This is a genomic window from Limimaricola sp. AA108-03 (genome assembly GCF_050847355.1).
Taxonomy (GTDB): Bacteria; Pseudomonadota; Alphaproteobacteria; order Rhodobacterales; family Rhodobacteraceae; genus Limimaricola.
On sequence record NZ_CP193760.1, the window covers coordinates 119,919 to 142,493 of the forward strand.

Below are 22,575 nucleotides of genomic sequence, written 5' to 3' on the forward strand. Positions count from 1 at the left end.
GAAAGGATCGCGTGAAGCCCATCATCCAGACCCCGCGCTACCGGCTCGTGGCCGATGAGATCGCCGCCGCGATCCGCGCGGGCGATCTCGCCCTCGGCGCCAAGATGCCCGCCGACAAGGATCTGGTCGAGCGCCTGGGCGTCAGCCGCACCACGGTGCGCGAGGCGATGATCGCTCTGGAGCTGATGGGCTATGTGGTCACCCGTTTCGGCGCCGGCGCCTGCGTCGCCGAAACGCTGCCCGAGGCACCCTCCGAGCCGCCGGCCCAGCCCGGCTTCTACGAGTTGGTCGAGGCACGCTACCGGATCGAGCCCGAGATCGCCGCCGCCGCCGCGCCCTTCGTGGATGCCTCGGATCTGGCGCATCTGCGCGGGCTGGTCGCCGGCATGGCCGACCCCGCCTTGCCGCTCTCGGAGGTCGAGCGGCTCGACCGGGACTTCCACGTCACCATCGCGCGGGCCACCGGCAACTCGGTCTTCGTCGGCATCGTCGAGGAGTTCTGGCGCGCCCGCCGGCGCTTTCCCGAATGGACCCGTGCCAACAACCGCCGCGACGCGGCCGACGTGGCGCGCTTCTACGAGGCCGAGCACCTCGCGATCCTCGACGCATTCGCCGACGCCGACGCCGAGGCCGCGCGCCGCGCCATGCGGGTGCATTGCCGCAATTCGGGCCAGCCGCTGCTCGACCGCTGGCGCGAGCGCGAGGAGGGCGGCGCGCCGGACGCCCGCGTCGCCGACCGCATCCGCGCCTGGGGCAGCGGTGCCTAGCGCCGCTCGCGGTTCCAGATATAGCCCCCCGCCGCGACGATGATCGCGCCGCCCAGAAGCGTCCAGGGGGTGGGCCATGTCGCGAAGACGAGGATGCTCGCCAGCGAGGCGAAGAGGATCTGGATATAGACCACCGGCGCCAGCAGCGAGGCATCGGCGAAGCGATGCGCCACGGTGGCGAGGATGTGGCCCACCCCGCCGAACAGCCCGATCGCGCCAAGCATCACCCCCTCCAGCAGGGTCGTGGGCCATTGCCAGACCGGCAGCACCATCGGCGCGATCACCAGCGTCGACAGCCCGCTCGACCAGAGCTGGCTCGTCGCCGTGCTCTCGGCCCCGGCGATCATCCGCGTCAGCACGAAATAGAGCGAAGCGCAGCTCAGCGCGCCCAGCGACAGGATCATCGCCGGGTGGAACGCCGCGCCCCATGGCTGCACCACCACCAGCACGCCCGAGAACCCGACCAGCACCGCCACGAGACGCCTTATGCCGACCCGCTCGCCCAGCATCGGGATCGACAGGAGCGTCACCGCGATCGGCCCGGCGAACATCACCGTCGTGGTGACGGTCAGCGGCAGGTAGTTCAGCGCCGTGAAGTTGAGAAAGGTGCTGCCCAGCAGGAAGGAGGAGCGCAGGAATTGCAGCATCGGCCGCGCCGAGCGGAACTGCGCCAGACCGCCGCCGGGCATGTAGAGCGCCAGCGACAGCAGCAGGTGCCCCGCATAGCGCGCGAAGACCACCTGCAAGGCCGGGAACCCGGCGAGGATCAGCCATTTCGCCGAGGTGTCGATGCAGGTGAAGAACCCCACCGCGCAGCCCATCAGCACCAGTCCGAAGCCGGTCCGTTCCTCGCGCGGGCGCACCGCCTCCATCAGCCGTTGGCCCAGCCGCCATCGATGATATGCGCCTGTCCGGTGGTGAATGCCGCCTCATCGGAGCCCAGATACACCGCCAGCGCCGCGACCTCCTCCGCCCGGCCGATCCGGCCCATCGGCTGGCGCGCGATGAAGGCGGCCATCGCCGCCTCGTAATCGCCCGTGGCCCGCAGCCGGTCGTGCAGCGACGGGCTGTCGACGGTGCCGGGGCAGATCGCGTTGGCGCGGATGCCCTGCGTCACGAAATCCTTGGCCACCGACTTGGTCATCGCGATGACCGAGGCCTTGGTGGTGCCATAGACGAAGCGGTTCGGCGCCGAGAGGATCGAGGAGCAGACCGAGGCGATGTTGACGATCGCCCCCCCGCCCCGCTCGACCATGCCCGGCAGCGCCGCCTGCATCGCGTGGAACTGCGCCCGCACGTTGAGCGCGAAGGCGAAGTCGAGATCGGCGTCGCTGGCCTCCATGATCGAGCCCGCATGCACGATGCCCGCGCAGTTGACGAGGATGTCGGGCGCCGCATCACGCACCGCCGCCTGCAGCGCCGCCTTGTCGGTCACGTCGAGCGCGCGGCCGCCGATATCCGCGACCTTGCCGCCGTCGAGATCGGTCGCGACCACCTCGGCCCCCTCGCGGGTATAGGCCTCGGCGATGGCCCGGCCGATCCCCTGCCCCGCCGCCGTGACGAAGGCGCGCTTGCCTGCCAGTCTCATCTGCCTCTCCTCACATCACCGCCCCGACCTGCCAGGGCACGAACTCGTAATCGCCAAGCCCCTGCGCCTCGGATTTCGATGTCTCGCCCGAGGCCATGCGCAGCCATGTCTCGTAGATCTCGCGCCCGACCTGCTCGACCGTCGCGCCGCCCGTCAGGATGCGGCCCGCATCGATGTCCATGTCCTCCTCCATCCGGGCGAACATCTCGGAATTGGTCGCGATCTTCATCGAGGGCGACGGCTTGGCGCCGAAGGCCGAGCCGCGCCCGGTGGTGAAGGCCACGAGGTTGCAACCGCTCGCGATCTGCCCGGTCACGCTGGCCGGATCGTAGCCGGGGCTGTCCATGAAGACGAAGCCCTTTTCGGTCACCGGCTCGGCATAGCGGTAGACCCCCATGAGCGGCGTCGTGCCGCCCTTGGCCGCCGCGCCGAGCGATTTCTCGAGGATCGTCGTCAGCCCGCCCGCCTTGTTGCCGGGCGAGGGGTTGTTGTCCATCGAGCCGCGGTTGCGCGCGGTGTAGTCGCGCCACCACTCGATCAGCCCGATCAGCTTCTCGCCCACCTCCGGCTTCGCCGCGCGCGCGGTCAGCAGGTGCTCGGCGCCGTAGATCTCGGGCGTCTCGGCCAGCACCCCGGTGCCGCCCTGCGCCACCAGAAGGTCGCAGGCGTAACCGACCGCCGGGTTGGCGGTGATCCCCGACCACGCGTCCGAGCCGCCGCATTGCAGCGCCACCATCAGCTCCGAGGCCGGGCATTCCTCGCGCCGCGCCCTGTCGACCTCGGGCAGCATCTCCTCGATCGCCGCCACACCGGCCTCGACCGTGCGGCGCAGCCCGCCCACGTCCTGGATGTTCATCGTGCGGAACAGCGGGCCGGGGGTAAGGCCGTAAGCCTCGATCAGCCAGTCGATCTGCATCATCTCGCAGCCCAGCCCCGCCATCAGCACGCCGCCGACATTGGGGTTGCGCGCATAGCCCCACAGGGTGCGCTGCAACAGCTCGAACCCGGTGCCGTCGCCGCCCATGGCGCAACCCGTGCCATGCACGAAGGCCACGACACCGTCGACATTCGGATAGGCGGCCAGCTTCTCGGGCGTGAAGGCCTGCGCGATCAGCCGCGCCGCGGTGGCCGAGCAGTTCACCGATGTGAGCACCGCGATGTAGTTGCGGGTGCCGACCCGCCCCGTGGCCCGTCGGTAGCCCATGAAGTGATCGCGCCGCTCGGGCGCAGGCGCGGGCCGCAGGTTCGAGCCGAAGGCGTGTTCGTGGTCGATGTCGCGGAAGGCGAGGTTGTGGACATGCACATGCGCCCCCGCCGGGATGTCCTCGGCGGCGTAACCGATCACCTGCGCGTATTTTGTCACGGCCGCCCCTTCGGGGATCGGCTCCAGCGCCATCTTGTGGCCGCGCGGCACCGGGGTCGTCGCCCCCTCTTCGCCGGGGCTGATGGCACGGCGCGCGGTGGCGACGTTGTCTGCGGCGTCTAGTCGGATCAGGGCGGACATGGGCGAGGTCTCTCGAATGGGAGGGGCGGGCCGTCACGGCCCGCCCGGTTGGCCTAGAGGAACACCGACACCAGCGGCGGCCAGATCAGCAGCAGGGACAGGGCCGCGAGCTGGATCGCGATGAAGGGCAGGAAGCCGCGGAAGATGTCGGTCAGCGAGATCTCGGGCGGCGCCACGGATTTGAGGTAGAAGGCCGCCGGGCCGAAGGGCGGGCTGAGGAAGCTCACCTGCATGTTCATGCAGAACACCACCCCGAACCAGATCGACAGATGCGCGGGCTCCAGCGTGCCGAACAGGCCGATTTCCTCGATCGGCAGCCGCAGGATGATCGGCAGGAACACCGGGATCACCAGGAGCACGATGCCGACCCAGTCCATGAAGGCGCCCAGCACCAGGAAGATCGCCATCATGATCAGGATCACCCCCATGGTGGGCAGGTCGCTGCCGACGATGGTCGAGGCGATGAAGGTCGGCCCGCCCGCGATGGTATAGGCCCCCGCCAGCGCCGTCGCGCCGATCGTCACCCAGATGATCGTACCGGTCGATTTCAGCGTCCGCTTGAGCGCCTCCCACAGCAGGTTGAAGCTCATCTCGCCCCTGAGCGCCGCGATCACGCCCACCGCGATGACGCCCATCCCGGCCGCCTCGGTGATGCCGGTGATGCCGCCATAGATCGAGCCCAGCACCACCCCGATGACGACCATCGGCCCGACGAGGCCCTTGCCCATCGACCACGAGGTGCGGAACCGCTCGCGCCCCATCACCCCGAAGATCAGCCCCAGCGCCGCCAGCGTCACCACGCCGAAGATCGCGACATATGCCGGGGTGCCGAAGGCGATGTCGGCCACGCCTTCGCGCGCCGCGTTCTGCCCGGTCACGGTCAGGAACAGGGCCCGCAGGAACAGCGCGCCCGCGAAGCCGCCGATGATCGTCAGAAGGAAGGTCCCGAACAGCTTGCGCTTCTCGGCCAGCTCCGGCTCGGACGGGTCGAGATCGGGCAGCGGCGCCAGCGCCGGGTTCAGGCGGGTGCGCACCACGATGTAGATGATGAAGAACGAGGCGAGAATGAAGCCCGGCAGGAACGAGGCGGTGAACAGCGCCTTGATCGAGGTCTCGGTGATCAGCCCGTAGATGATCAGCACGATCGAGGGCGGGATCATGGTGCCCAGGGAACCGCTGGCGCAGATCGTGCCGATGGCGAGGTTGCGGTCGTATCCCAGCCGCAGCATCTGCGGCAGCGCGATCAGGCCCAGAAGCACCACCTCGCCGCCGATGATGCCCGACATCGCCGCCATGATCACCGCCATGATCGAGGTGACGATGGCGATGCCGCCACGGGTCCGGTTCAGCCAGACATTGAGCGAGTTGTACATCTCGGCGGCGATGCCGGATCGCTCCAGCAGGTTCGCCATGAAGATGAAGAGCGGGATCGATATCAGCACGTAGTCGGTGAGCAGGCCGTAGATCCGCTGCGCCAGGATGTTGAGCGGCCCGGTGCCGAAATTGGCGAAGAGCAGGTCGGGGCCGAACTTCATCACCAGCACGCCCACGGCGAGCACGGCCGAGGCGAAGCCCAGCGGCATGCCGATGGCCAGAAGCCCGAGCATCGCCAGGAGCAGCAGCGTCGAGATGGTTCCGATATCGAACATCAGTCGTGTCTTCCCTGTTCGTGCTGCGCGCGGGCGGTCTGGATCATGTCCTCGACCTCGCCCTCGTCGATCACCCCGTGGCTCTCGGGGCCCTTGTTCCAATCGGCGATCAGGTTCGCGATCGCCTGAAGCGAGACCAGCACGATCACCAGAAGCACCAGCGGCTTGAGCGTGGCGGGGATCGGCGGGTCGAAGGCGGTGCCGAAGGTCTCCCAGCGCAGGAACTTGTCCCGCGCCTCGTTCCACGAGCCCCAGATCATCGCGAAGGCGAAGACGCAGATCAGCGCGGTGGAGATCACGTCGCAGATCCGCTGCACCGGTCGCGGCAGCACGTCGTAGAGCAGGTAGATGCGGATGTGGTTGCGCTGCTGCATCGAGTAGAGCCCCGAGAGCAGGAAGATGAACCCGGCCATCCACAGGCTCAGCTCGTTGGCCCAGAGCGTCGGCCGCTCGAAGATGTAGCGCAGCATCACCTCGTAGAACATCACCGCCACGAGGATCACCACGAGCAGCATGGTGACCCGGCCGAGGAACAGGCTGAGCCGGTCGATCGGCGTCTCGATCACCCCTTCGCCCGCGGTGGTGCGGGCATGGCGCAGCCCCATCACCAGCGCCACGACCGCCCCGGCCATGATCGCGAAGTCGATCGGCCCGGCGCCGAGATAGCCCGAGTTGAGGTTGTCGTTGGCCAGCCCCGCGAAGACGATGAACCGCGGAAAGTACCAGACCAGCCATGCCATGCAGGCGGTGAAGACCGCCGGCCACAGGATGTCCTTGATGGATGTCGTCGCCCTGATGGACACTGCCCTCTCCCTTGCCGCCTTGCGGGGTTCTGTCGTGACCGGCCCCCGACGGATCGGGGGCCGGGTTTCGCTCAGCCGGGCCGGATCACTCGGCGGCGATCAGACCGAGCTGCTGCATGAAGGCGATGTGGCTGTCGACCAGCGCCTTGGTCTCGGGGGTCTTGGTGGCCCAGTCGGCCCAGGCCGCCTGCGCCGCCTCGCGGAACACCTTGCGGTCCTCGTCGGACCAGTCATGCAGCGTCACGCCCTTCTCGCGCAGCTCGGCCGCCGCCTCGTTGTTGGCGACCTCGAAGGTCAGCGCGGTCTGGAAGGCCAGCTTCTGCATCGCGGTGTCGATGATCCGCTTATGCGCGTCCGACAGGCTCTCCCACTTGTCGAGGCGGCAGGCGAGGTGGTCCGAGGGCATCGAGTGGAAGCCCGGATAGGTCGCGTGCTCGACCAGATCGTACAGGCCGAGGCCGACATTGTTGGCCAAACCGGAGGCGTCGGCGCCGTCGATGATCCCGGTCTCCAGCGCCGTGAAGATCTCGGTGAAATCCATCACCACGGGCGAGGCGCCGAGATTGGCGAAGATCTCGGTCTCCATCCCCGGCGGCGAGCGGAACTTCCAGTCCTTGAGATCCTCGGGCCCGGCCAGCGGCTTGGTCGAGGACATGGATTCCTGGCCGTAGATCCACCAGCCGACGAGCTTCATGTTGAAGCCGTTGTAGAGCTCGTCCGCGGTCTCGAAGCCGCCATTGTAGAGCCAGGCATATTGCTGCCAGGGCGTGTCGTAGCCGCCCATGATGTCGCCCACGAACTGGAAGGCGGGGTTCTTGCCGGTCTGGTAGGCGCCGCCGGTCATGTCGCAGTCGAGAATGCCGTTGGCGGCGGCGTCGAAGGCCTCCACGGTCTTCACCACCGAGGAGGAGAAGAACATCTCCACGTCGATCTCGCCACCCGACATCACCTCGACATCGTCGGCGAATTGCTGGGCCAGCTTGCCGGATTCCGTTTCGGGCGCGTAATGCGTCTGGATGCGCAATGTTTCCTGCGCCAGCGCCGGCAGCGCCGTGGCGGCCATCAGCGCGGTGGAGAGACATACGATACTGGTCTTCATCACTTTCCTCCCTCGGCGGGTGTTCCGCCAGTTCCGCGGCCTGCCTTCCTCCCCAGGATGGTATACCAGCCGCAGGGTCACGCTAGCGAGGGGCTGCTCGACAGACAAGAATTTTTTGGTATACCAGATTCAGACGCCTCGAACCGACCAAGCAATGGACAAGATGACCGCATCACCACTGGCCGAGCAGATCGCGCAGAAGCTGCGCCGCGACATCCTCCGAGGCAAGCTCGCGCCCGGCGACCCGATCAAGGAGCGCGACAACGCGGTCGATCTCGGCGTCAGCCGCACCCCGCTTCGCGAGGCGGTGCGCATCCTCGCCAAGGAGGGGCTGGTGCAGCTGCGCCCGGCGCGCAGCCCGATCGTCGCCGACCCCTCGCTCAAGGAGGTGCGCGACTCGGTGATGGTACTCAAGGCGCTCGAGATCCTGTCGGGCGAGCTGGCCTGCCGCGAGGCCTCTGACGCCGAGATCGCCGAGATCCGCGACCTGTCCGAGCGGCACCTCGCCCTGAGCGAGACCGCCGAGGGCGACGCGCTGATCGAGCTGTTCGAGATCGACATGGCGTTCCACACCGCCATCGCGCGGGCCTCGCACAACCCGGCGCTGGCCGAGACCCATGCCGCCTATCTCGCGCGGATGTGGCGCCAACGCTATCTTTCCGCGGTACAGCGCCGTGCCCGCGAGCGGGTGCGCACGCAGCACGAGAACATCGTGCGCGGGCTCGAGACCCGCGATCCGGCCCGGGTCGGCGCCGAGATCGACGCGCATCTCTCGGCGCTGATCGTCAATCTCACCCGCCTGTTCGAACTGCGCGAATCCGGGCGCGACCTGACCACCAACGAGAAGGACATCGAATGAAACTGCTGCGATACGGCCCGGCCGGGCAGGAAAGGACCGGGATGCTCGACCGCGAGGGCCGGGTGCGCGATCTCTCGGGGCATGTCGACGACCTCGCCGGCGACGCGGTGTCGCGCGCCGCGCTCGACCGGCTCCGGGACATCGATCCCGATAGCCTGCCGCTGGTCGAGGAGCCGGGGCGGATCGGGTCGTGCCTCTCGCGCGTGCCCAACTTCTTCTGCATCGGCCTGAACTACGCCAAGCACGCGGCCGAAACCGGCGCGCAGCCGCCCAAGGAGCCGATCATCTTCTCCAAGGCCTCCTCGGCGCTGTCGGGCCCCTTCGACCCGGTGATCATCCCGCGCGGCTCGGAGAAGGCCGACTGGGAGGTCGAGCTCGGCGTGGTGATCGGCCGCGAGGCGCTCTACGTCTCCGAGGCCGATGCGCTCGATCACGTGGCGGGCTACTGCACCATCAACGACGTCTCCGAGCGCGCATTCCAGATCGAGCGCGGCGGCCAGTGGATCAAGGGCAAGTCGGCCCCCTCCTTCGGCCCCGTCGGCCCGTGGCTGGTCACGGCGGACGAGGTCGAGGACCCGCAGGCCCTGCGCGTCACGCTCGACCTGAACGGCGAGCGGGTGCAGGACGAGACCACCGGCGACATGATCTTCACCGTGGCCCAGATCATCAGCCACATGTCGCAGTTCATGAAGCTGATGCCCGGCGACGTCATCGCCACCGGCACGCCCTCGGGCGTCGGCATGGGCATGACGCCGCAGCGCTTCCTCAAGCCCGGCGACGTGATGGAGATCGAGGTCGAGGGGCTCGGCCGCCAGCGTCAGGAGGCGGTCGCCGCCGACTGAGCCGCAGCGGCCCCGCCGGTCGGGCGGGGCCGTGCCTTGCTCAGTGGCCGGCGTGGTCGCAGCTCACGTTCGGGTTGAAGGGCTCAAGCTCGCCCGACGGGTTCTCGCGAAACAGCCAGACATGCTGGTCGTAATGCGGCATGAAGCCATGCGCCTCGTCCCCGTCGGTGGCCGGGTCGTCGGCCATTGCGTCCCACATCCGGCCGTTGATCTCCGGCGGCCCGTTGTGACCCGCCTCCTCCCAGGCCTTCATGAACACCAGGTTCTCCACCCCGACCAGCTCCAGCGAGCCGTCCGCCTGCGGCTCGTAGAGTAGGATCGCGGGCTTCATAAAGTCGGTATGGGTGCCTGTGCCATCGACCCGCTCGCCGGGTTCGGCGAGCTGCAGCATGGCCGGGTGCAGGTAGTGGATTCCCATCGCACCCAGCTCCGGCGGCAGCCCCTCCGCCGCCGCCGAGACGCAATGCCCGGACAGGTCGGGGATGTAGCCCTCGGCCAGCGCCACCTCGACATCGCGGAATTTCTCAGCCGCGGCGCGCAGCGCCTCGAAATCGTAGGTTTCGGCGGCGACCGGCGTGACCAGCAGCCCCAGCGTCACGCTCGCAAGACTTGTCCTGAACATCTCAACCTCCACGAAACGCCCGTCCCGGGCTGGGGCGGGCGACGCGGAGTATAGCGCAGATCCGACGTTTCCGCGCCGGTCGCGCTACGGCTCGGAGGCCTTCAGTTCACCGGCGTGAGGAGGTCGCGCCCGTCGAGAAACGCCGCGATGTTGTCGCGCTGTAGCTTCCCCATCGCGGCGCGGGTCTCATGCGTGCCCGAGCCCTGATGCGGTTGCAGCACGACCGTCTCCAGCGCGTGGAACCGCGGATCGACCCGGGGTTCGTCGCGGAACACGTCGAGCCCGGCGCCGCCGAGCCGCCCCGCCTCCAGCGCGTCGAGGAGCGCCGCCTCGTCCACCGTCGAGCCGCGCGAGATGTTGATCAGCACGCCCTCGGGCCCCAGCGCCTCGATCACCTCCTTCGAGACGTAGTTCTCGGTCTCCGGTCCGCCGACCAGCGCCACGACGAGGTAATCGACCTCGCGCGCCAGCGACACCGGGTCGGCGTGATAGGTCCAGCCCGGCGTCTCCTTTTCCGAGCGCGCGTGATAGTGCATCTCCATCCTGAACGCCGCCAGCCGATCGGCGATGTCGCGCCCGATCCGGCCCAGCCCCATGATGCCTGCGCGCCGGCCCGAGACCTTGCGGTTGAGCGGAAAGCTTTCGCCACCGGCCCATGCGCCCGAGCGCACATGCGCGTCGCCCGCCAGCATCCGCCGCTGCTGCATCAAGAGCATCGCCACGGCAAGGTCGGCGACGTCGTCGTTGAGCACGTCCGGCGTGTTGGTGACCCGCACCCCGGCGGCGTCCGCCGCGTCGATCCGGATCGCGTCGTAGCCGACCCCGTAATTGGCGATCACGCCGAGCCCAGGCAGCAGCGCCATCTCGTCGGCACCGAAATCATGGTGGCCCTTGTAAGCCACCGCGCGCACCGCCGCGCGCTCGGCCTCGGGCAGCCCACGCATCGCGTCGAGGCTTTCGACCACGCGCGCGCGCATCTCGCGCAGCCCCTCCATGTCGGTCTCGGTGTAGCTGCCGATCGCCAGTATCTCGCTCATGCCGTCCCCCCTGCCCGCTCCTGCGGGAATGCGTCCATCCATCCGAGCCCGTCCTCGGTCCGCCCCGAGCGCGGCTTGTATTCCGCGCCGATGGGCGCGCCCCATCCCCTCTCGCGGAACGCCGCGACGAGGTTCGGGTAATGCAGCTCGCCGCCATCGGGCTCGCCCCGGTCGGGCACGCCCGCGATCTGCACGTGGCCGATCATCTCGCGATGCGTCTCGAAGCGGCGGATCAGGTCGCCCTGCATGATCTGCAAGTGGTAGCAGTCGAACATGATCTTCAACGCGTCCGAACCCACGGCCGCCACCGTCGCCGCCGCCTGCTCGATATGGCTCAAATGATAGCCCGCCACGTCGCGCCGGTTGATCGGCTCGATCAAGAGCCCGATGCCGCGCGGCGCGGCGAGATCGCAGGCCGCGCGCAAAGTGCCGCGAAACAGCGCCTCGGCGGCGTCGAAATCCTCGGTCCGCCCGGCCATGACATGCACGTTTCGCGCGCCGATCTCTGCGGCGTAATCCAGCGCCTGCTCGATCGCGGCCCGCGCCTCGCGCTCGCGCCCCGGAACGGCGGCGAGGCCGAAATCACCGGAAGCGGTGTCGCCCGGCACGGTGTTGATCCCGAGCATCTCCAACCCGGTCTCGTCGAGCGCAGCGCGCACCTCGCGCGCCGGGGTGTCATAGGGGAAATGACATTCCACCGCGCCGAAACCGTGGCGCTTGGCGGCGCGGATCGCCTCGGGCAGCGGCCGGTCGGTGAACAGAAATCCCAGATTGGCCGAAAACATCAGTCCCACTCCACGTCGAATGTCGTCACCACGTCGCGGATCTGCGCCTCGCTCAGCATCCGCGGGTTCGCGCCGCGCAGAAGCAGCGCCAGCTTCGCCGTCTCCTCCAGTTCCTCCATCGCGTAGACCGCCGCCTCCAGATCCTTGGCCGCCACGACGGGGCCGTGATTGGCCAGCACCACCGCGCTCCGCCGCCCCGCCAACCCGCGCACCGCGTCGCCCATGGCCGGATCGCCGGGCCGGAAATAGGGCAGCAGCTGCACCTTGCCCAAACGCATGATCGAATAGGCGGTGAGCGGCGGCAGCATGTTCTCGGGGTCGGTCTCGGGCAGCATCGACAGCGCCACCGAATGGGTCGAGTGCAGATGCACCACCGCCCCGGCGGTGCCGCGCGTCTCGTAGAAGGCGGCGTGCAGCGGCATCTCCTTGGTCGGCCTGTCGCCCGAGACCTGCCGTCCGCTCGCGTCGAACTTCGCCAGCCGCGCCGGATCGAGGCTGCCGAAGCTCGCCCCCGTGGGCGAGACCAGGAGCCCGCCATCCTCGCAGCGCGCCGAGATGTTGCCCGAGGCGCCGCCGGTCAGCCCGCGCGCGAAGAGCGACGCGGCCCGGGCGCAGATCGCCTCGCGCAGACCCGCCTCGCTCATGCGTCGCGTCCCAGCATCGCCTCGGCCTCGGCAAAGAAGTCCGCGCCGCCGAAATTGCCGGATTTCAGCGCCAGCACCAGATCCGGCCCGGCGCGCAGGCAGGGCACGCCCGGCGCGATCTCCGGCCCGATCTCGAGCGCCTTGGGCGCCAGCGCCTCGACCACCGCGCCCGAGGTCTCGCCGCCCGCCGTGATCAGCCGCGTCACCCCATGCGCCACCAGCGCCCGCGCGGACTCCGCAAAGAAACCCTCGACCTTCTCGGCCACCGCCTCGCGGCCGAACCGCTCCTGCGCGGCGCGCACCGCCTCGGGCTCGGCCGAGCTGTAGACCAACGGCAGCCCCTCCTGCGCCAGCGACCACTCGGTGGCGCAACGCGGCGTGATCTCATCGGCCATCAGCGCCTCGATCCGCACCGGCAGGCTGGGTCCGGCATGGGCCGCGACCTGGCCCCGCGTCGCGTTCGAGCACGAGCCCGACAGCACGACCGCCCGGCCCTTCTGCCCCCGCCAGCCGCCCGCCGCGCCGGACAGCCGACCGGCGCTTCGGAACGCCTCCGGCAGCCCCATCGCGATGCCCGATCCGCCGGTGACCAGAGGGTGGCCCTGGGCGGCGCGCCCGAGCGCCAGCAGGTCCTCGTCGCGGATCGCGTCGCAGATCAGGTGCCGCGCTCCGCTGGCGGCGAAGGCCGCGCGGATCGCCTGGGGCCCCTCGAAAACCTGCGCGGCCGCGACATGGCCGACCTCGCCCCGCACCTGCCGCGCCAGCCAGCGCCGCAAATCCGGGTCGGTCATCGGCGTCAGCGGGTGGTTCTCCATCCCGCTCTCGCTCAAGAGCCGGTCACCGACGAAGAGATGGCCCTGATAGACCGTGCGCCCGGCCGCCGGAAAGGCGGGGCAGAAGATCACCTGCTCGGCCCCGAGCCGGTCGGCTAGGGCCTCGGCCACCGGCCCGATATTGCCCTCGGGCGTGGAATCGAAGGTCGAGCAGTATTTGAACAGGATCTGCTCGCAGCCCTGCGCCATCAACCAGTCCAGCGCCGCCAGCGACTGGCGCACCGCCTCTGCGACGGGGAGCGACCGCGATTTCAGCGCGACGATCCCGGCCTCGACCCCGGCCTCGGCGGGCCGGTCGGGCACGCCGACATACTGGACGCTGCGCATCCCGGCCTTGGTCAGCGTGTTGCCCAGATCGCTCGAACCGGTGAAATCATCGCCGATACAACCCAGCAGCATCACGCATCCCCCGGAAGGGAAAGGCCCGCGGCCCGCGCATAGACCCGCGTCACTGCGGCGTCGTCATCGGCGCCCCAGCCCGCCTCGACCGCGGCCTCGAACTGTCCCAGCGCGGCTCGGGTGAGCGGCACCGGCAGCCCCGCCGCCGCCGCGATGTCCGAGACGATGCCGAGATCCTTGGGCCAGATCGTCACCGCCGAGCGCGCCGCGTAATCGGCCTCGACCACGTGCGGCGCCCGGTTCTCGAACATCCACGAGGTCCCGGCCGAAGCCGAGATCACCTCGACCACCCGGCCCAGATCGAGCCCCTGGCTCGCCGCCATGGCCAGCGCCTCGCCCATCGCGGCGATATGCACGCCCGCGAGAAGCTGGTTCACCGCCTTCATCGCCGAGCCCGCCCCGGCGTCGCGACCCAGATCATGCACCGTTTCGGCCATCGCATCGAGCGCGGGCGCGGCGGCGGCGAAGGCGGCCTCGCTGCCCGAGGCCATGATCGACAGCCGCCCCTGCGCCGCCTTGGCCGCGCCGCCCGAGATCGGCGCGTCGAGATAATGCAGCCCCATCGCCTCGGCTTTTGCTGCCATCGCCCGCGCGGCCTCCGGCGGTACCGTGGCGGAGGAGATGATCGCCGCACCCGCGCGCAGCCGCTCGGCGCAGCCCTCGGGCCCGAACAGCACCGCCTCGGTCTGCGCCGCGTTGAGCACGACGCTGACCACGATGTCGCTTTGCGCCGCGGCCTCGCGCGGCGTGCCCGCCTCGCCGCCCTCGGCCAGAAGCGGAGCCGCCGCACCATCGCGCAGGTCGCAGCCGATCACCCGGTGCCCCGCGCGCCTGAGCGACAGCGCCATGCCGAGCCCCATCGATCCCAGACCGATCACCGTGATCACCGCCATGCGCGCCTCCCGTTTGGTATACCATTTGGTCCCATGCTTCGCCGGGCCTGTCAATCGGCGGCGGCGACGAACCGCACCGCCCTACCGATCCGGGCCGCCGCGCATGACGAAAGGCGCCGCGCGGTCGCGCGACGCCTTGTCTCTCTCCCGGTCCCGGAATCAGCCCGCGAAACGCTCGCGCAGCAGGTTCTTTTGCACCTTTCCCATGGTGTTGCGGGGCAGCTCGTCGACGATCTCGATCCGGCGCGGCTGCTTGAACCGCGCGAGGCTGCCCTGCATCGCCGCCATCACCGCCTCGGGGTCGATCTCGGCACCGGGGCGCGGCACCAGCACGCCGACCACGCTCTCGCCGAAATCGGCGTCCTTCACGCCGATCACCGCGCTCTCCAGCACACCGGGCTGCTCGTCGAGCAGGAGCTCGATCTCCTTGGGATAGATGTTGTAGCCGCCCGAGATGATCAGGTCCTTGTCGCGTCCGACGATCGAGACGTAGCCATCCTCGTCGATCCGCCCCAGATCGCCGGTGAGGAAGAAGCCGTCCTCGCGCAGCTCCGCCTTGGTCTTCTCGGGCATCTGCCAATAGCCCTTGAACACGTTGGGCCCGCGCACCTCGATCAGCCCGACCTCGCCCTGCGGCAGCTCGGCCCCGGTCTCGCGGTCGGTGATCTTCAGCTCCACACCCGGCAGCGGGAAACCCACGGTTCCGGCGCGCCGCTCGCCGTCATAGGGGTTCGAGGTGTTCATGTTGGTCTCGGTCATGCCGTAGCGTTCGAGAATCCGGTGCCCGGTGCGCTTTTCGAACTCGACATGCGTCTCGGCCAGAAGCGGCGCCGAGCCCGAGATGAAGAGCCGCATGCCCGCGGTCAGTTCGCGGGTGAACCGCGCGTCGCCAAGGAGCCGGGTGTAGAAGGTCGGCACCCCCATCATCGAGGTCGCCTCGGGCATCAGCTCGATCAGCGCGTCGAGGTCGAATTTCGGCAGGAAGATCATCGACGCGCCCGCCACCGCGATCACGTTGGTCGCCACGAACAGCCCGTGGGTGTGAAAGATCGGCAGCGCGTGCAGCAGCACGTCCTCATCCGTGAAGCGCCAGTGCTCGACCAGGGTCACTGCGTTCGAGATGAGGTTGTCCTGGGTGAGCATCGCGCCCTTGGAGCGACCCGTGGTCCCCGAGGTATAAAGGAACGCCGCAAGGTCCTCGCCCGTGCGCGGCACCGTCTCGAACCGGTCCTCGTGCCGCGCCGCCTGCGCCGTCAGCCCGCCATGACCATCGGCGCCCAGCGTCAGGATCTGCGCCCCGAGCCGCTCGGCCAGGGGCGCGAGATCCGCCTCGCGCGCCGGATCGCAGATCACTATCCGCGCGCCGCTATCCTCTATGAAATAGCTCAGCTCATCGACCGTGTAGGCGGTGTTGAGCGGCAGGAACACCAGCCCCGCCTGCGCGCAGGCGGCATAGAGCGCCAGCGCCTGCGGGCTCTTCTCGACCTGCGCCGCGACCCGGTCGCCGGGCTTCAGACCGGCATCGACCAGCGCATGGGCGATGCGCGCGGCCTGGCCCAGGAACGCCGCATGGCTGATCCGGGCGCCATCGCGCAGGATCAGGAACGGCGTCTCCTTGCCGGCGTGACGCCCGAACAGCGTGTCGTAAAGCGGGTTGGCCATGCTCATGCCCCTTCCTTGCGGGCCCGGCCCTGGCGGGGAAGGAGACCGCGCACGGCATCCGACGCCGCCACCTCCTGCCGCTTGGCAAAGCCTTCGTGGTTCTGGGTGATCTTCCCCAGGTCATAGAGATAATTCACCATCGCGCCGCAGCTCTCGGCGCGGCCCTTGGGCGAGATGTCGGCATTGGCATGCACCGCGTGCAGCTGCGCGCCGTTGCCCAGATGGAACCGCGCCACCGGGTCGAGCGGCATGCCGCCCTCGCGCTTGGCCGTCAGCAGGTAGGTCGCCGCGATGCGCCTGAGCGCCTCGTCGTCGAGCTTGGTCGGATCGATCTCCTGCCCGTCCATCCAGCGCCGCAGCCCCGGGATCGGCGACAGCGTCACGAAGGTCCTGAGCCCGGGCAGCTCGGCCGAGAGATCCGCCACCACCTGCTTGATCAGCGAGTTGCCGAAGGAGATGCCGGCGAGCCCCGACTGGCAGTTCGAGATCGAGTAGAACACGGCCGTGTCCGCCTCCGCCGCCTCGACCTCCTCGCGGTCCTCGGCCAGAACGCCCTGGATCGAGCCGGGAATGCCACGGGTCAGCGCCACCTCGACGAAGATCACCGGCTCGTCCGGCATCGCCGGGTGAAAGAACGCGAAGCAGCGCCGGTCGGTGGGCTCGACCCGGCGGCGCAGATCGTCCCAGCTGTCGATCGCGTGCACCGCCTCGTAGGCGATGATCTTCTCGAGGATCTGCGCCGGGCTCTCCCAGCTCACAGGGCGCAGCACCAGGAAGCCGCGGTTGAACCAGCTCTGGAACAGGTGCCGGAAATCCTGATCGAGCGCGGCGCGCGGATCGTCGCGCCTGAGCAGCCGCAGCAGGTCGGCGCGCATCGCCACCAGCCGCGCCGTGGCGCCGGGCACCCGGTTCAGCCGCCGCACCAGCTCCTGCCGGGGCGGCTCGGCGGCCTCGAGAAAGGCGCGGTAGCTCTTCGGCCCCGGCTTGGCCTCGTAGGCGTCGAGCGCGCTGCGCACCGTTTCGGGATCGATGTCCAGCTCCTCCGCCAGATGCGCGAAGAAGGCGATCTTGGCGGCATCGTCCTTGTGAGCATAGCGTTCGAGCAGTTCGCGCGCCGAGGTCAGCCCCGAGATCTCGCCGGCGTTCGACAGCAGGTCCGCGATCAGCGCCGCGTCCGAACGGTGGTCGGCCTCGCGCGCCGGCTGCCACGGGTAGCGGCGCTCGAGGATGGTCGAGAGGACGTCGGACAGGATGCTCATATGGCTTTCCCCATGACGGCGTCGGGCAGCCAGGTCGCCAGACCCGGAAACACCGACAGGAGCACGATGGCCGCGATCATGCAGCCGACGAAGGGCAGCGAGCCGAACAGCACCTTCTTGAGCGAGATGTCTGGCGCGATGCCGTTGATGACGTAGAGGTTGAGGCCCACCGGCGGCGTGATCAAGCCGATCTCCATGTTGATCGTCACGATCACCGCGAACCAGTAGGGATCGAACCCCGCCGCCGTGATGATCGGCAGAAGGACCGGCGCCGACATCAGGATCACCGCGACCGGGGGGAGGAAGAAGCCCGCCACCAGCAGGAACAGGTTGACGATCGCCATCAGCACCCAGCGGTTCACGTCGAGATCGCCGATCCAGGCCGCCACCGACTGGGTGATGAACAGCGAGGACAGCATGAAGGAGAACACCCCCGCCGCGCCGATGATGAACAGGATCATCACGCTCTCGCGGGTGCTGTCGCGCAGGATCGCCCAAAGCGCGCGGGGCTGCACCATCTTGTAGATGATCATCACCACGACGATGCACAGAAGCGCGCCGACGGCGGCGGTCTCGGACGGCGTCGCGATGCCGCCGTAAAGCGCGTAGAGCACGCCGAGGATGATCGCGAGGAAGGGCAGCACGCGCGGCAGGATCTCGATCTTCTGGCGCCAGCTATAGGTGATGCCCGACAGCGCCACGCCCGCCGCACCGCGCCGCCAGGTGTCGAAGATCGACCAGGCGATGAACAGGAGCGTCAGCACGAGGCCGGGAATGACGCCCGCGAGGAACAGCCGCCCGATCGAGGTCTCGGTCGCGATGCCGTAGACGATCATCGTCACCGATGGCGGGATGAGGATGCCCAGCGTGCCGCCGGCGGCGATGGACCCGGCGGCCACCTCGTCGGGGTAGCCGCGCTTGCGCATCTCGGGGATGCCCATCTTGCCGATCGCGGCGCAGGTCGCGGGGCTGGAACCGGACATCGCGGCGAAGAGCGCGCAGGCGCCCAAGTTCGACACCAGCAGCCCGCCCGGCACCCGGGTGAGCCAGCGCTCCAGCGCCTCGTAGAGATCGGGCCCGGCGCGCGAGGACGAGATCGCCGCGCCCATGATGATGAACATCGGGATCGACAGCAGCGCGAAGCTGTTGAGCTCGCCGAAGAACAGCTCGGGCAGTGCCTCGAGCGAGCGCGCGCCGTCGACGAAGAACAGGAACCCGGTGGCGACCACCAGAAGGCCGGTGCCGACGGAGATGCCCGAGAACAGCACCAGCACGGTGAACAGCGCGACCAGCGCGCCGAGGGTGAGCGGCTCCATCAGTGTCTCCGGTCTTCGGGGGCGACGTTGGGATCGGCGTCGTCATGCCCGGTGGCGACGGCCCAGAGATCGGCCACGAGCTGCAACGCGAAGAGCGCGAAGCCGAGCGGGACCGCGAGATAGGGAATCCAGAGCTTCACGCCCCAGACGGTTTCCGAGCGCCAGTTGCGCTCCCAGGCGAGGTGGAACATCTCCCAGCCATAGAACAGCATCAGCCCGATCATCACGATCGTCGCGGACAGCACCGCCAGCGCCAGCGCCTTGCGCGCGCCCGCCGGCAGCAGCCCCGGCACCAGGTCGACCCCGACATGGCCGCGCAGCTTCTGCACATAGGGCAGGCCCAGCAGCGTCGCGCCGATCATCATGTAGATCACGGCTTCCGTCTGCCAGACGGTGGATTGGCCCAGCACCGCGCGCAGAAAGATCATCTGGCAGGTGATCAGCACGGAGACGAAGATCAAGGCGGCCGCCACGACCCCGCACAGGGTCGAGACATGGCCGATCGCGCGGATCGCGGCGGGGGCGTCCCGCCGGGTCATCTCGGTCATGGAATGTCCTCGGGAAATGGGGTCGGCCCCGGCGCGGCGCCGGGGCCCGCCTCGGCTCACTCGACGGCGAGCGCCTTGTCGAGCAGCTCCTGGCCGTTCGGGGTCTCCTCGACGAAGACCTTGAACGCGGTCTCCTTGGCCAGCTCGCGCCAGGCCTCGAAGTCCTCTTCGCTCATCTCGGCGATCTCGACCCCGGCCTCGCGGAAGGTCTCGCGCGCCATGTCGTCGCCCTTCTTGCCCTCGGTGAGGTAATAGGCCTCGGCCTTCTCGGCCGCCGCCATCAGCGCCGCCTGCTGCTCCTCGGTCAGGCCCTCGAAGGTCGTCTTGTTCATGATCAGCGGCTGGTACATGAACCACAGCGCGGTATCGCCCGCGGGCGTGTAGCACTCCAGCTGCTCGTAGAGCCGGTAGCTCACGAAGCTCTCGGACGAGGTGTTGGCGGCGTCGAGCACGCCGGTTTGCAGCGCCGGGTAGATCTCGGACGAGGCCATCGAGGCGATCGAGGCCCCTGCCCCCGCCAGCATCTCCTCGAAGCTCTTTCCGGCGGCGCGGATCGTCACGCCCTGGACGTCCTCGGGCGCGGTGATGCAGCCCTTGTTCGAGCCGAAGCCACCGGCGAGATAGCCGTCGACCAGCACCATCACGTCATCCTCGGCCATGGTCTCGCGGATCGCGTCGCCGAACTCGGATTTCGACAGCCGGTTGCCGTGCTCGAGATTGCGCACGAGGCCGGGCATCAGGGTGAGGTTGTAGGCGGGCTGCTGGCCGCCGGCATAGCTCAGCGGCAGCACCGTCATGTCGAGCTGGCCGCGCGACAGCGGCGTGTACTGCTCGCGCGCCTTGAACAGGGTCTGGTTCGGAAAGATCTGGATCTCCAGATCGACATCGGCGGCGGCGACCTCCTCGGCCACCATCTGCGCGACCTGATGGCGCACGTCGCCCTCGGCCCATTGATGCGACAGCCGCAGCGTCTCGGCATTGGCGGCCAGCGGCGCGAGCAGCGCGGCCCCGGCCGCGAGCAGGGTGATCTTGTTCATTCTCGTCCTCCCAAACGACGCGCCGCGATGCTCCCCCATCCGACGCCGGGTCACGCTGCGCGGGATTGTATTCGGAGTCAAGCTCTCGTATACAAGAATGGCTTTTCTGCATATGCGAAGGGATCGGCGCCATGAGCCGCAGCCGCAGCGACCTGATCGCCGAGACGCTCGAGGACGAGATCCTGCGCGGCCGGTTCCGCCCCGGCACGAGGCTCGACGAGACCCGGTTGGCCGAGGAGCACGGGGTCTCGCGCACGCCCCTGCGCGAGGCGTTCCAGAAGCTCGCCGCCGCCGGGCTGATCGAGCAGCAGCCGCGCCGCGGCGTCTTCGTGCGCGAGGTCGGCGCGGTCGAGCTGCTGGAAATGTTCGAGGTGATGGCCGAGATCGAGGCCAGCTGCGGCCGCCTCGCCGCGCAGCGCATCACCGACGCGGCGCTCGCCGATCTCGACGCCGCCAACGACCGCTGCCGCGAGGCGCTGGAGGCCGGCGAAAGCGATGCCTATTACCGCGAGAACGAGGTGTTCCACCACCTGATCTACGAACAGTCCGGCAACCGGTTTCTCGCGGCCGAGGCCGGGCGGCTGCATCGCCGGCTCAAGCCGTTCCGCCGCACCCAACTGCATCTGCGCGGCCGCATGGCGCAGTCGATGACCGAGCATCAGGCGATCGTCGCGGCGCTGCGCGCGGGCGAGGCCGATCGCGCGGCGCGGCTGCTGCGCGAACACGTCGCGGTGCAGGGCGAGAAATTCCACCACCTGATGGCGGGGCTGCGCGCCGCCGAATAGGCGTCACTCGGGCGGCAGCTCCGGCAGCTCCTCGAACAGCCCGGGCTGCATCTCCTCCCAGAAGGCGAAGATGGCGCGGGCGTTGAGCGCGCTCTCCCAGCCATGGCGGCGGAAATCCTCGCGCTCCAGCTCGCCTTCGAGCTGGCTCAGCATCAGCCGCCGGTCGGCATCGCGTTGGGTCGGGTTGCGCCGCTTGACCGCCTCGGCCACCGCCTGGAACCGCGCCACCCGCGCCGCACGCCGCGCCGCGCGCATGTCGATCTCGGCCTCCGCCTCGGCCTGCCGCGCGATCCGGGCATCGGCGGCCTTGCGGGCCGCGTCGCTCGGTTCGGGCGCGGGGGCCTGAGCGGGCGGCGCCCCCTCCCCCGCCCAGCCATTGTCGAGCGCGGCGCGCAGGAACCCGACCGGGCTGCGGACATTGTCGCACCCGGATACCCAGTCGAGCTTTTCGGCCACCGCCTCGGCGCCATGCTCGGAGATCCATTGCCGCGCCAGCCGGTCCGACACGCCCTGCGCCCGCAGCCGCTCATAAACCGGCTGGCTGCGCAGCGCCTGCCCGTCATCGATGTCGAGCATGGCCAGCTGCGGGTTCTCCCGGATCAGGAATCGCAGCTCCTTGACCGAGCGGCCCATGCGCTTGAACTCGGGCTCGATCAGGATGTTCGAGGAGCGGTTCACCTCCTCGACGCTGGGCTTGATGACCTTGGCGTTGAGATGCTTGAAGCTGCGATAGTAGTCGCTGTCATCCACCCCCATCAGCCGGCGGAACACTTCGAGCGGCCACCAGCCGGTCGAGCCGGTGCGCACGAAGCGGTAGCAGTTCTCGTAGAGCGCCAGCCCGTGCCCGGAGGTGAAGCGGCGCTGGATGTCGAGATTGATCAGCGCGAAGACCCGTGGGTCGTGAAGCTTCTCGGCCAGCGCCGGGGAATAGGCATAGTCGCAGACCCCGTCGCGCAGCCGCGCATGGGCAAGGAGCGCCGAGACCCCCCATTCCTGTCGCCCCTTCTCGTCGAGCATGTCCCATTCGGCCACGGTCTCGGCCAGCCCGCGCAGCGCGTCGCGCAGGCTGTCGATGTCGTTCGAGTTGTAGCCGATCATCAGGCACAGGGTGCGCGCGTCGATCCGGTGCACGCTCTGGCTCAGCAGCGTGTCATAGGCGTTGAGCAGCAACACGTTCGACAGCTTGCGCTGCAGCAGCGTCAGCTTGCCACCGATATGGATCGCGGCGACGTTCTTCTTCACGGTGCCGCGGCGGAGCGCGCCGCTCAGCCCCTCGACGTCGATCCGTGCCGGGGTCGTCGCCCTGACCTTCGTGCCCTGTGCCTGCCGTTCGCCCGCCATAACAATCCCTTGCCGCACCCGATCCGGCGCGTGCCGCAGGCTGCACCTTGTGGCACCTTCACGCAAGCGCGATCTGGGTACCTTCGCGCCATTCCGATCCTATCCCGTAAAGGGGTACCTTTCCGTGACCGCAGCGCGCGTTGCGCAGCGGGCATCCCGAAACCGGGTACCCTGCGCCCCCGGCAGCGCGAATCGAGGCGGTTTCGGGGGCGCCAGTTGCGCCGAAACCCGTCAATATCCCCGTATCGAGATGGGTTTCGCGACCGTTGCACGGCCCTGAATCCGGGAACCTCCGCTCCTGCA

Annotated in this window: 22 protein-coding genes; 4 read left to right on the forward strand and 18 right to left on the reverse strand. The window is 69.0% G+C overall.

Going from position 1 to position 22,575, the window contains the following annotated elements:
* Positions 1-11: 11 nt before the first annotated feature.
* The gene (locus tag ACRAQ3_RS20075) at positions 12-767 is read left to right on the forward strand and encodes a FadR/GntR family transcriptional regulator (protein ID WP_432257019.1); all 756 of its coding nucleotides are present in this window, start codon (positions 12-14) and stop codon (positions 765-767) included.
* Here ACRAQ3_RS20075 and ACRAQ3_RS20080 read toward each other — a convergent pair.
* The 6 genes from ACRAQ3_RS20080 to ACRAQ3_RS20105 form a co-directional block, all read right to left on the reverse strand.
* Positions 764-1,639, reverse strand: coding sequence for a DMT family transporter (locus ACRAQ3_RS20080; protein WP_432257020.1), 876 nt, complete (start codon positions 1,637-1,639; stop codon positions 764-766). The genes ACRAQ3_RS20075 and ACRAQ3_RS20080 overlap by 4 nt on opposite strands.
* Positions 1,639-2,355, reverse strand: coding sequence for an SDR family oxidoreductase (locus ACRAQ3_RS20085; RefSeq protein WP_432257021.1), 717 nt, complete (start codon positions 2,353-2,355; stop codon positions 1,639-1,641). The genes ACRAQ3_RS20080 and ACRAQ3_RS20085 overlap by 1 nt, the downstream gene beginning before the upstream one ends.
* 10 nt (positions 2,356-2,365) lie before the next feature.
* On the reverse strand, positions 2,366-3,859 hold the full coding sequence (locus tag ACRAQ3_RS20090; RefSeq protein WP_432257022.1) for a UxaA family hydrolase: 1,494 nt from the start codon (positions 3,857-3,859) through the stop codon (positions 2,366-2,368).
* Positions 3,860-3,912: 53 nt separating this feature from the next.
* Positions 3,913-5,508 (reverse strand): TRAP transporter large permease, encoded by a 1,596-nt coding sequence (locus ACRAQ3_RS20095; protein ID WP_269397594.1) that lies wholly within the window; start codon positions 5,506-5,508, stop codon positions 3,913-3,915.
* A complete protein-coding gene (locus ACRAQ3_RS20100; protein ID WP_269397593.1) occupies positions 5,508-6,311 on the reverse strand; it encodes a TRAP transporter small permease subunit in 804 nt (267 codons plus the stop codon). Before ACRAQ3_RS20100 ends, ACRAQ3_RS20095 begins: the two co-directional genes overlap by 1 nt.
* Before the next feature lie 85 nt (positions 6,312-6,396).
* Positions 6,397-7,410 (reverse strand): TRAP transporter substrate-binding protein, encoded by a 1,014-nt coding sequence (locus ACRAQ3_RS20105; RefSeq protein WP_269397592.1) that lies wholly within the window; start codon positions 7,408-7,410, stop codon positions 6,397-6,399.
* A gap of 154 nt (positions 7,411-7,564) precedes the next feature.
* Here ACRAQ3_RS20105 and ACRAQ3_RS20110 point away from each other — a divergent pair, with 154 nt between their 5' ends.
* The gene (locus ACRAQ3_RS20110; RefSeq protein ID WP_432257023.1) at positions 7,565-8,269 is read left to right on the forward strand and encodes a GntR family transcriptional regulator; all 705 of its coding nucleotides are present in this window, start codon (positions 7,565-7,567) and stop codon (positions 8,267-8,269) included.
* On the forward strand, positions 8,266-9,111 hold the full coding sequence (locus tag ACRAQ3_RS20115) for a fumarylacetoacetate hydrolase family protein (RefSeq protein ID WP_432257024.1): 846 nt from the start codon (positions 8,266-8,268) through the stop codon (positions 9,109-9,111). The genes ACRAQ3_RS20110 and ACRAQ3_RS20115 overlap by 4 nt, the downstream gene beginning before the upstream one ends.
* Positions 9,112-9,151: 40 nt before the next feature.
* Here ACRAQ3_RS20115 and ACRAQ3_RS20120 read toward each other — a convergent pair whose 3' ends face one another.
* From ACRAQ3_RS20120 to dctP, 11 genes are all read right to left on the reverse strand, one after another.
* Positions 9,152-9,733, reverse strand: a complete 582-nt coding sequence (locus tag ACRAQ3_RS20120; RefSeq protein ID WP_432257025.1) for a hypothetical protein — start codon at positions 9,731-9,733, stop codon at positions 9,152-9,154.
* 101 nt (positions 9,734-9,834) lie between these two features.
* The gene (locus ACRAQ3_RS20125) at positions 9,835-10,770 is read right to left on the reverse strand and encodes a 2-hydroxyacid dehydrogenase (RefSeq protein WP_432257026.1); all 936 of its coding nucleotides are present in this window, start codon (positions 10,768-10,770) and stop codon (positions 9,835-9,837) included.
* On the reverse strand, positions 10,767-11,558 hold the full coding sequence (locus ACRAQ3_RS20130) for a hydroxypyruvate isomerase family protein (RefSeq protein ID WP_432257091.1): 792 nt from the start codon (positions 11,556-11,558) through the stop codon (positions 10,767-10,769). The genes ACRAQ3_RS20125 and ACRAQ3_RS20130 overlap by 4 nt, the downstream gene beginning before the upstream one ends.
* Positions 11,555-12,199 (reverse strand): aldolase, encoded by a 645-nt coding sequence (locus ACRAQ3_RS20135; protein WP_432257027.1) that lies wholly within the window; start codon positions 12,197-12,199, stop codon positions 11,555-11,557. Before ACRAQ3_RS20135 ends, ACRAQ3_RS20130 begins: the two co-directional genes overlap by 4 nt.
* On the reverse strand, positions 12,196-13,431 hold the full coding sequence (gene otnK / locus ACRAQ3_RS20140; RefSeq protein ID WP_432257028.1) for a 3-oxo-tetronate kinase: 1,236 nt from the start codon (positions 13,429-13,431) through the stop codon (positions 12,196-12,198). The genes ACRAQ3_RS20135 and otnK overlap by 4 nt, the downstream gene beginning before the upstream one ends.
* Positions 13,431-14,324: an L-threonate dehydrogenase gene (ltnD, locus tag ACRAQ3_RS20145; RefSeq protein ID WP_432257029.1), complete on the reverse strand. Its 894-nt coding sequence runs from the start codon at positions 14,322-14,324 to the stop codon at positions 13,431-13,433. The genes otnK and ltnD overlap by 1 nt, the downstream gene beginning before the upstream one ends.
* 159 nt (positions 14,325-14,483) lie before the next feature.
* Positions 14,484-15,986, reverse strand: a complete 1,503-nt coding sequence (locus ACRAQ3_RS20150) for a malonate--CoA ligase (protein WP_432257092.1) — start codon at positions 15,984-15,986, stop codon at positions 14,484-14,486.
* A 2-nt stretch (positions 15,987-15,988) separates the two neighbouring features.
* Positions 15,989-17,245: a malonyl-CoA decarboxylase gene (locus tag ACRAQ3_RS20155; RefSeq protein WP_269397585.1), complete on the reverse strand. Its 1,257-nt coding sequence runs from the start codon at positions 17,243-17,245 to the stop codon at positions 15,989-15,991.
* Positions 17,242-18,561 carry a TRAP transporter large permease gene (locus tag ACRAQ3_RS20160; RefSeq protein ID WP_432257030.1) on the reverse strand — a complete coding sequence of 440 codons (1,320 nt, stop codon included), beginning with the start codon at positions 18,559-18,561 and terminating at the stop codon, positions 17,242-17,244. Before ACRAQ3_RS20160 ends, ACRAQ3_RS20155 begins: the two co-directional genes overlap by 4 nt.
* A complete protein-coding gene (locus tag ACRAQ3_RS20165; protein ID WP_085896972.1) occupies positions 18,561-19,109 on the reverse strand; it encodes a TRAP transporter small permease subunit in 549 nt (182 codons plus the stop codon). The genes ACRAQ3_RS20160 and ACRAQ3_RS20165 overlap by 1 nt, the downstream gene beginning before the upstream one ends.
* Positions 19,110-19,165: 56 nt before the next feature.
* Complete coding sequence (gene dctP / locus ACRAQ3_RS20170) at positions 19,166-20,146, reverse strand: TRAP transporter substrate-binding protein DctP (protein ID WP_432257031.1); 981 nt, start codon at positions 20,144-20,146, stop codon at positions 19,166-19,168.
* A 131-nt stretch (positions 20,147-20,277) separates the two neighbouring features.
* Here dctP and ACRAQ3_RS20175 point away from each other — a divergent pair, with 131 nt between their 5' ends.
* Entirely contained in the window at positions 20,278-20,931 is a 654-nt protein-coding gene (locus ACRAQ3_RS20175; protein WP_085896970.1) for a GntR family transcriptional regulator, read from the forward strand.
* A gap of 3 nt (positions 20,932-20,934) precedes the next feature.
* On the opposite strand, the gene ACRAQ3_RS20180 is transcribed toward ACRAQ3_RS20175, so the two are convergent.
* The gene (locus tag ACRAQ3_RS20180; protein ID WP_432257032.1) at positions 20,935-22,272 is read right to left on the reverse strand and encodes a replication initiation protein; all 1,338 of its coding nucleotides are present in this window, start codon (positions 22,270-22,272) and stop codon (positions 20,935-20,937) included.
* Between the last annotated feature and the right edge of the window lie 303 nt (positions 22,273-22,575).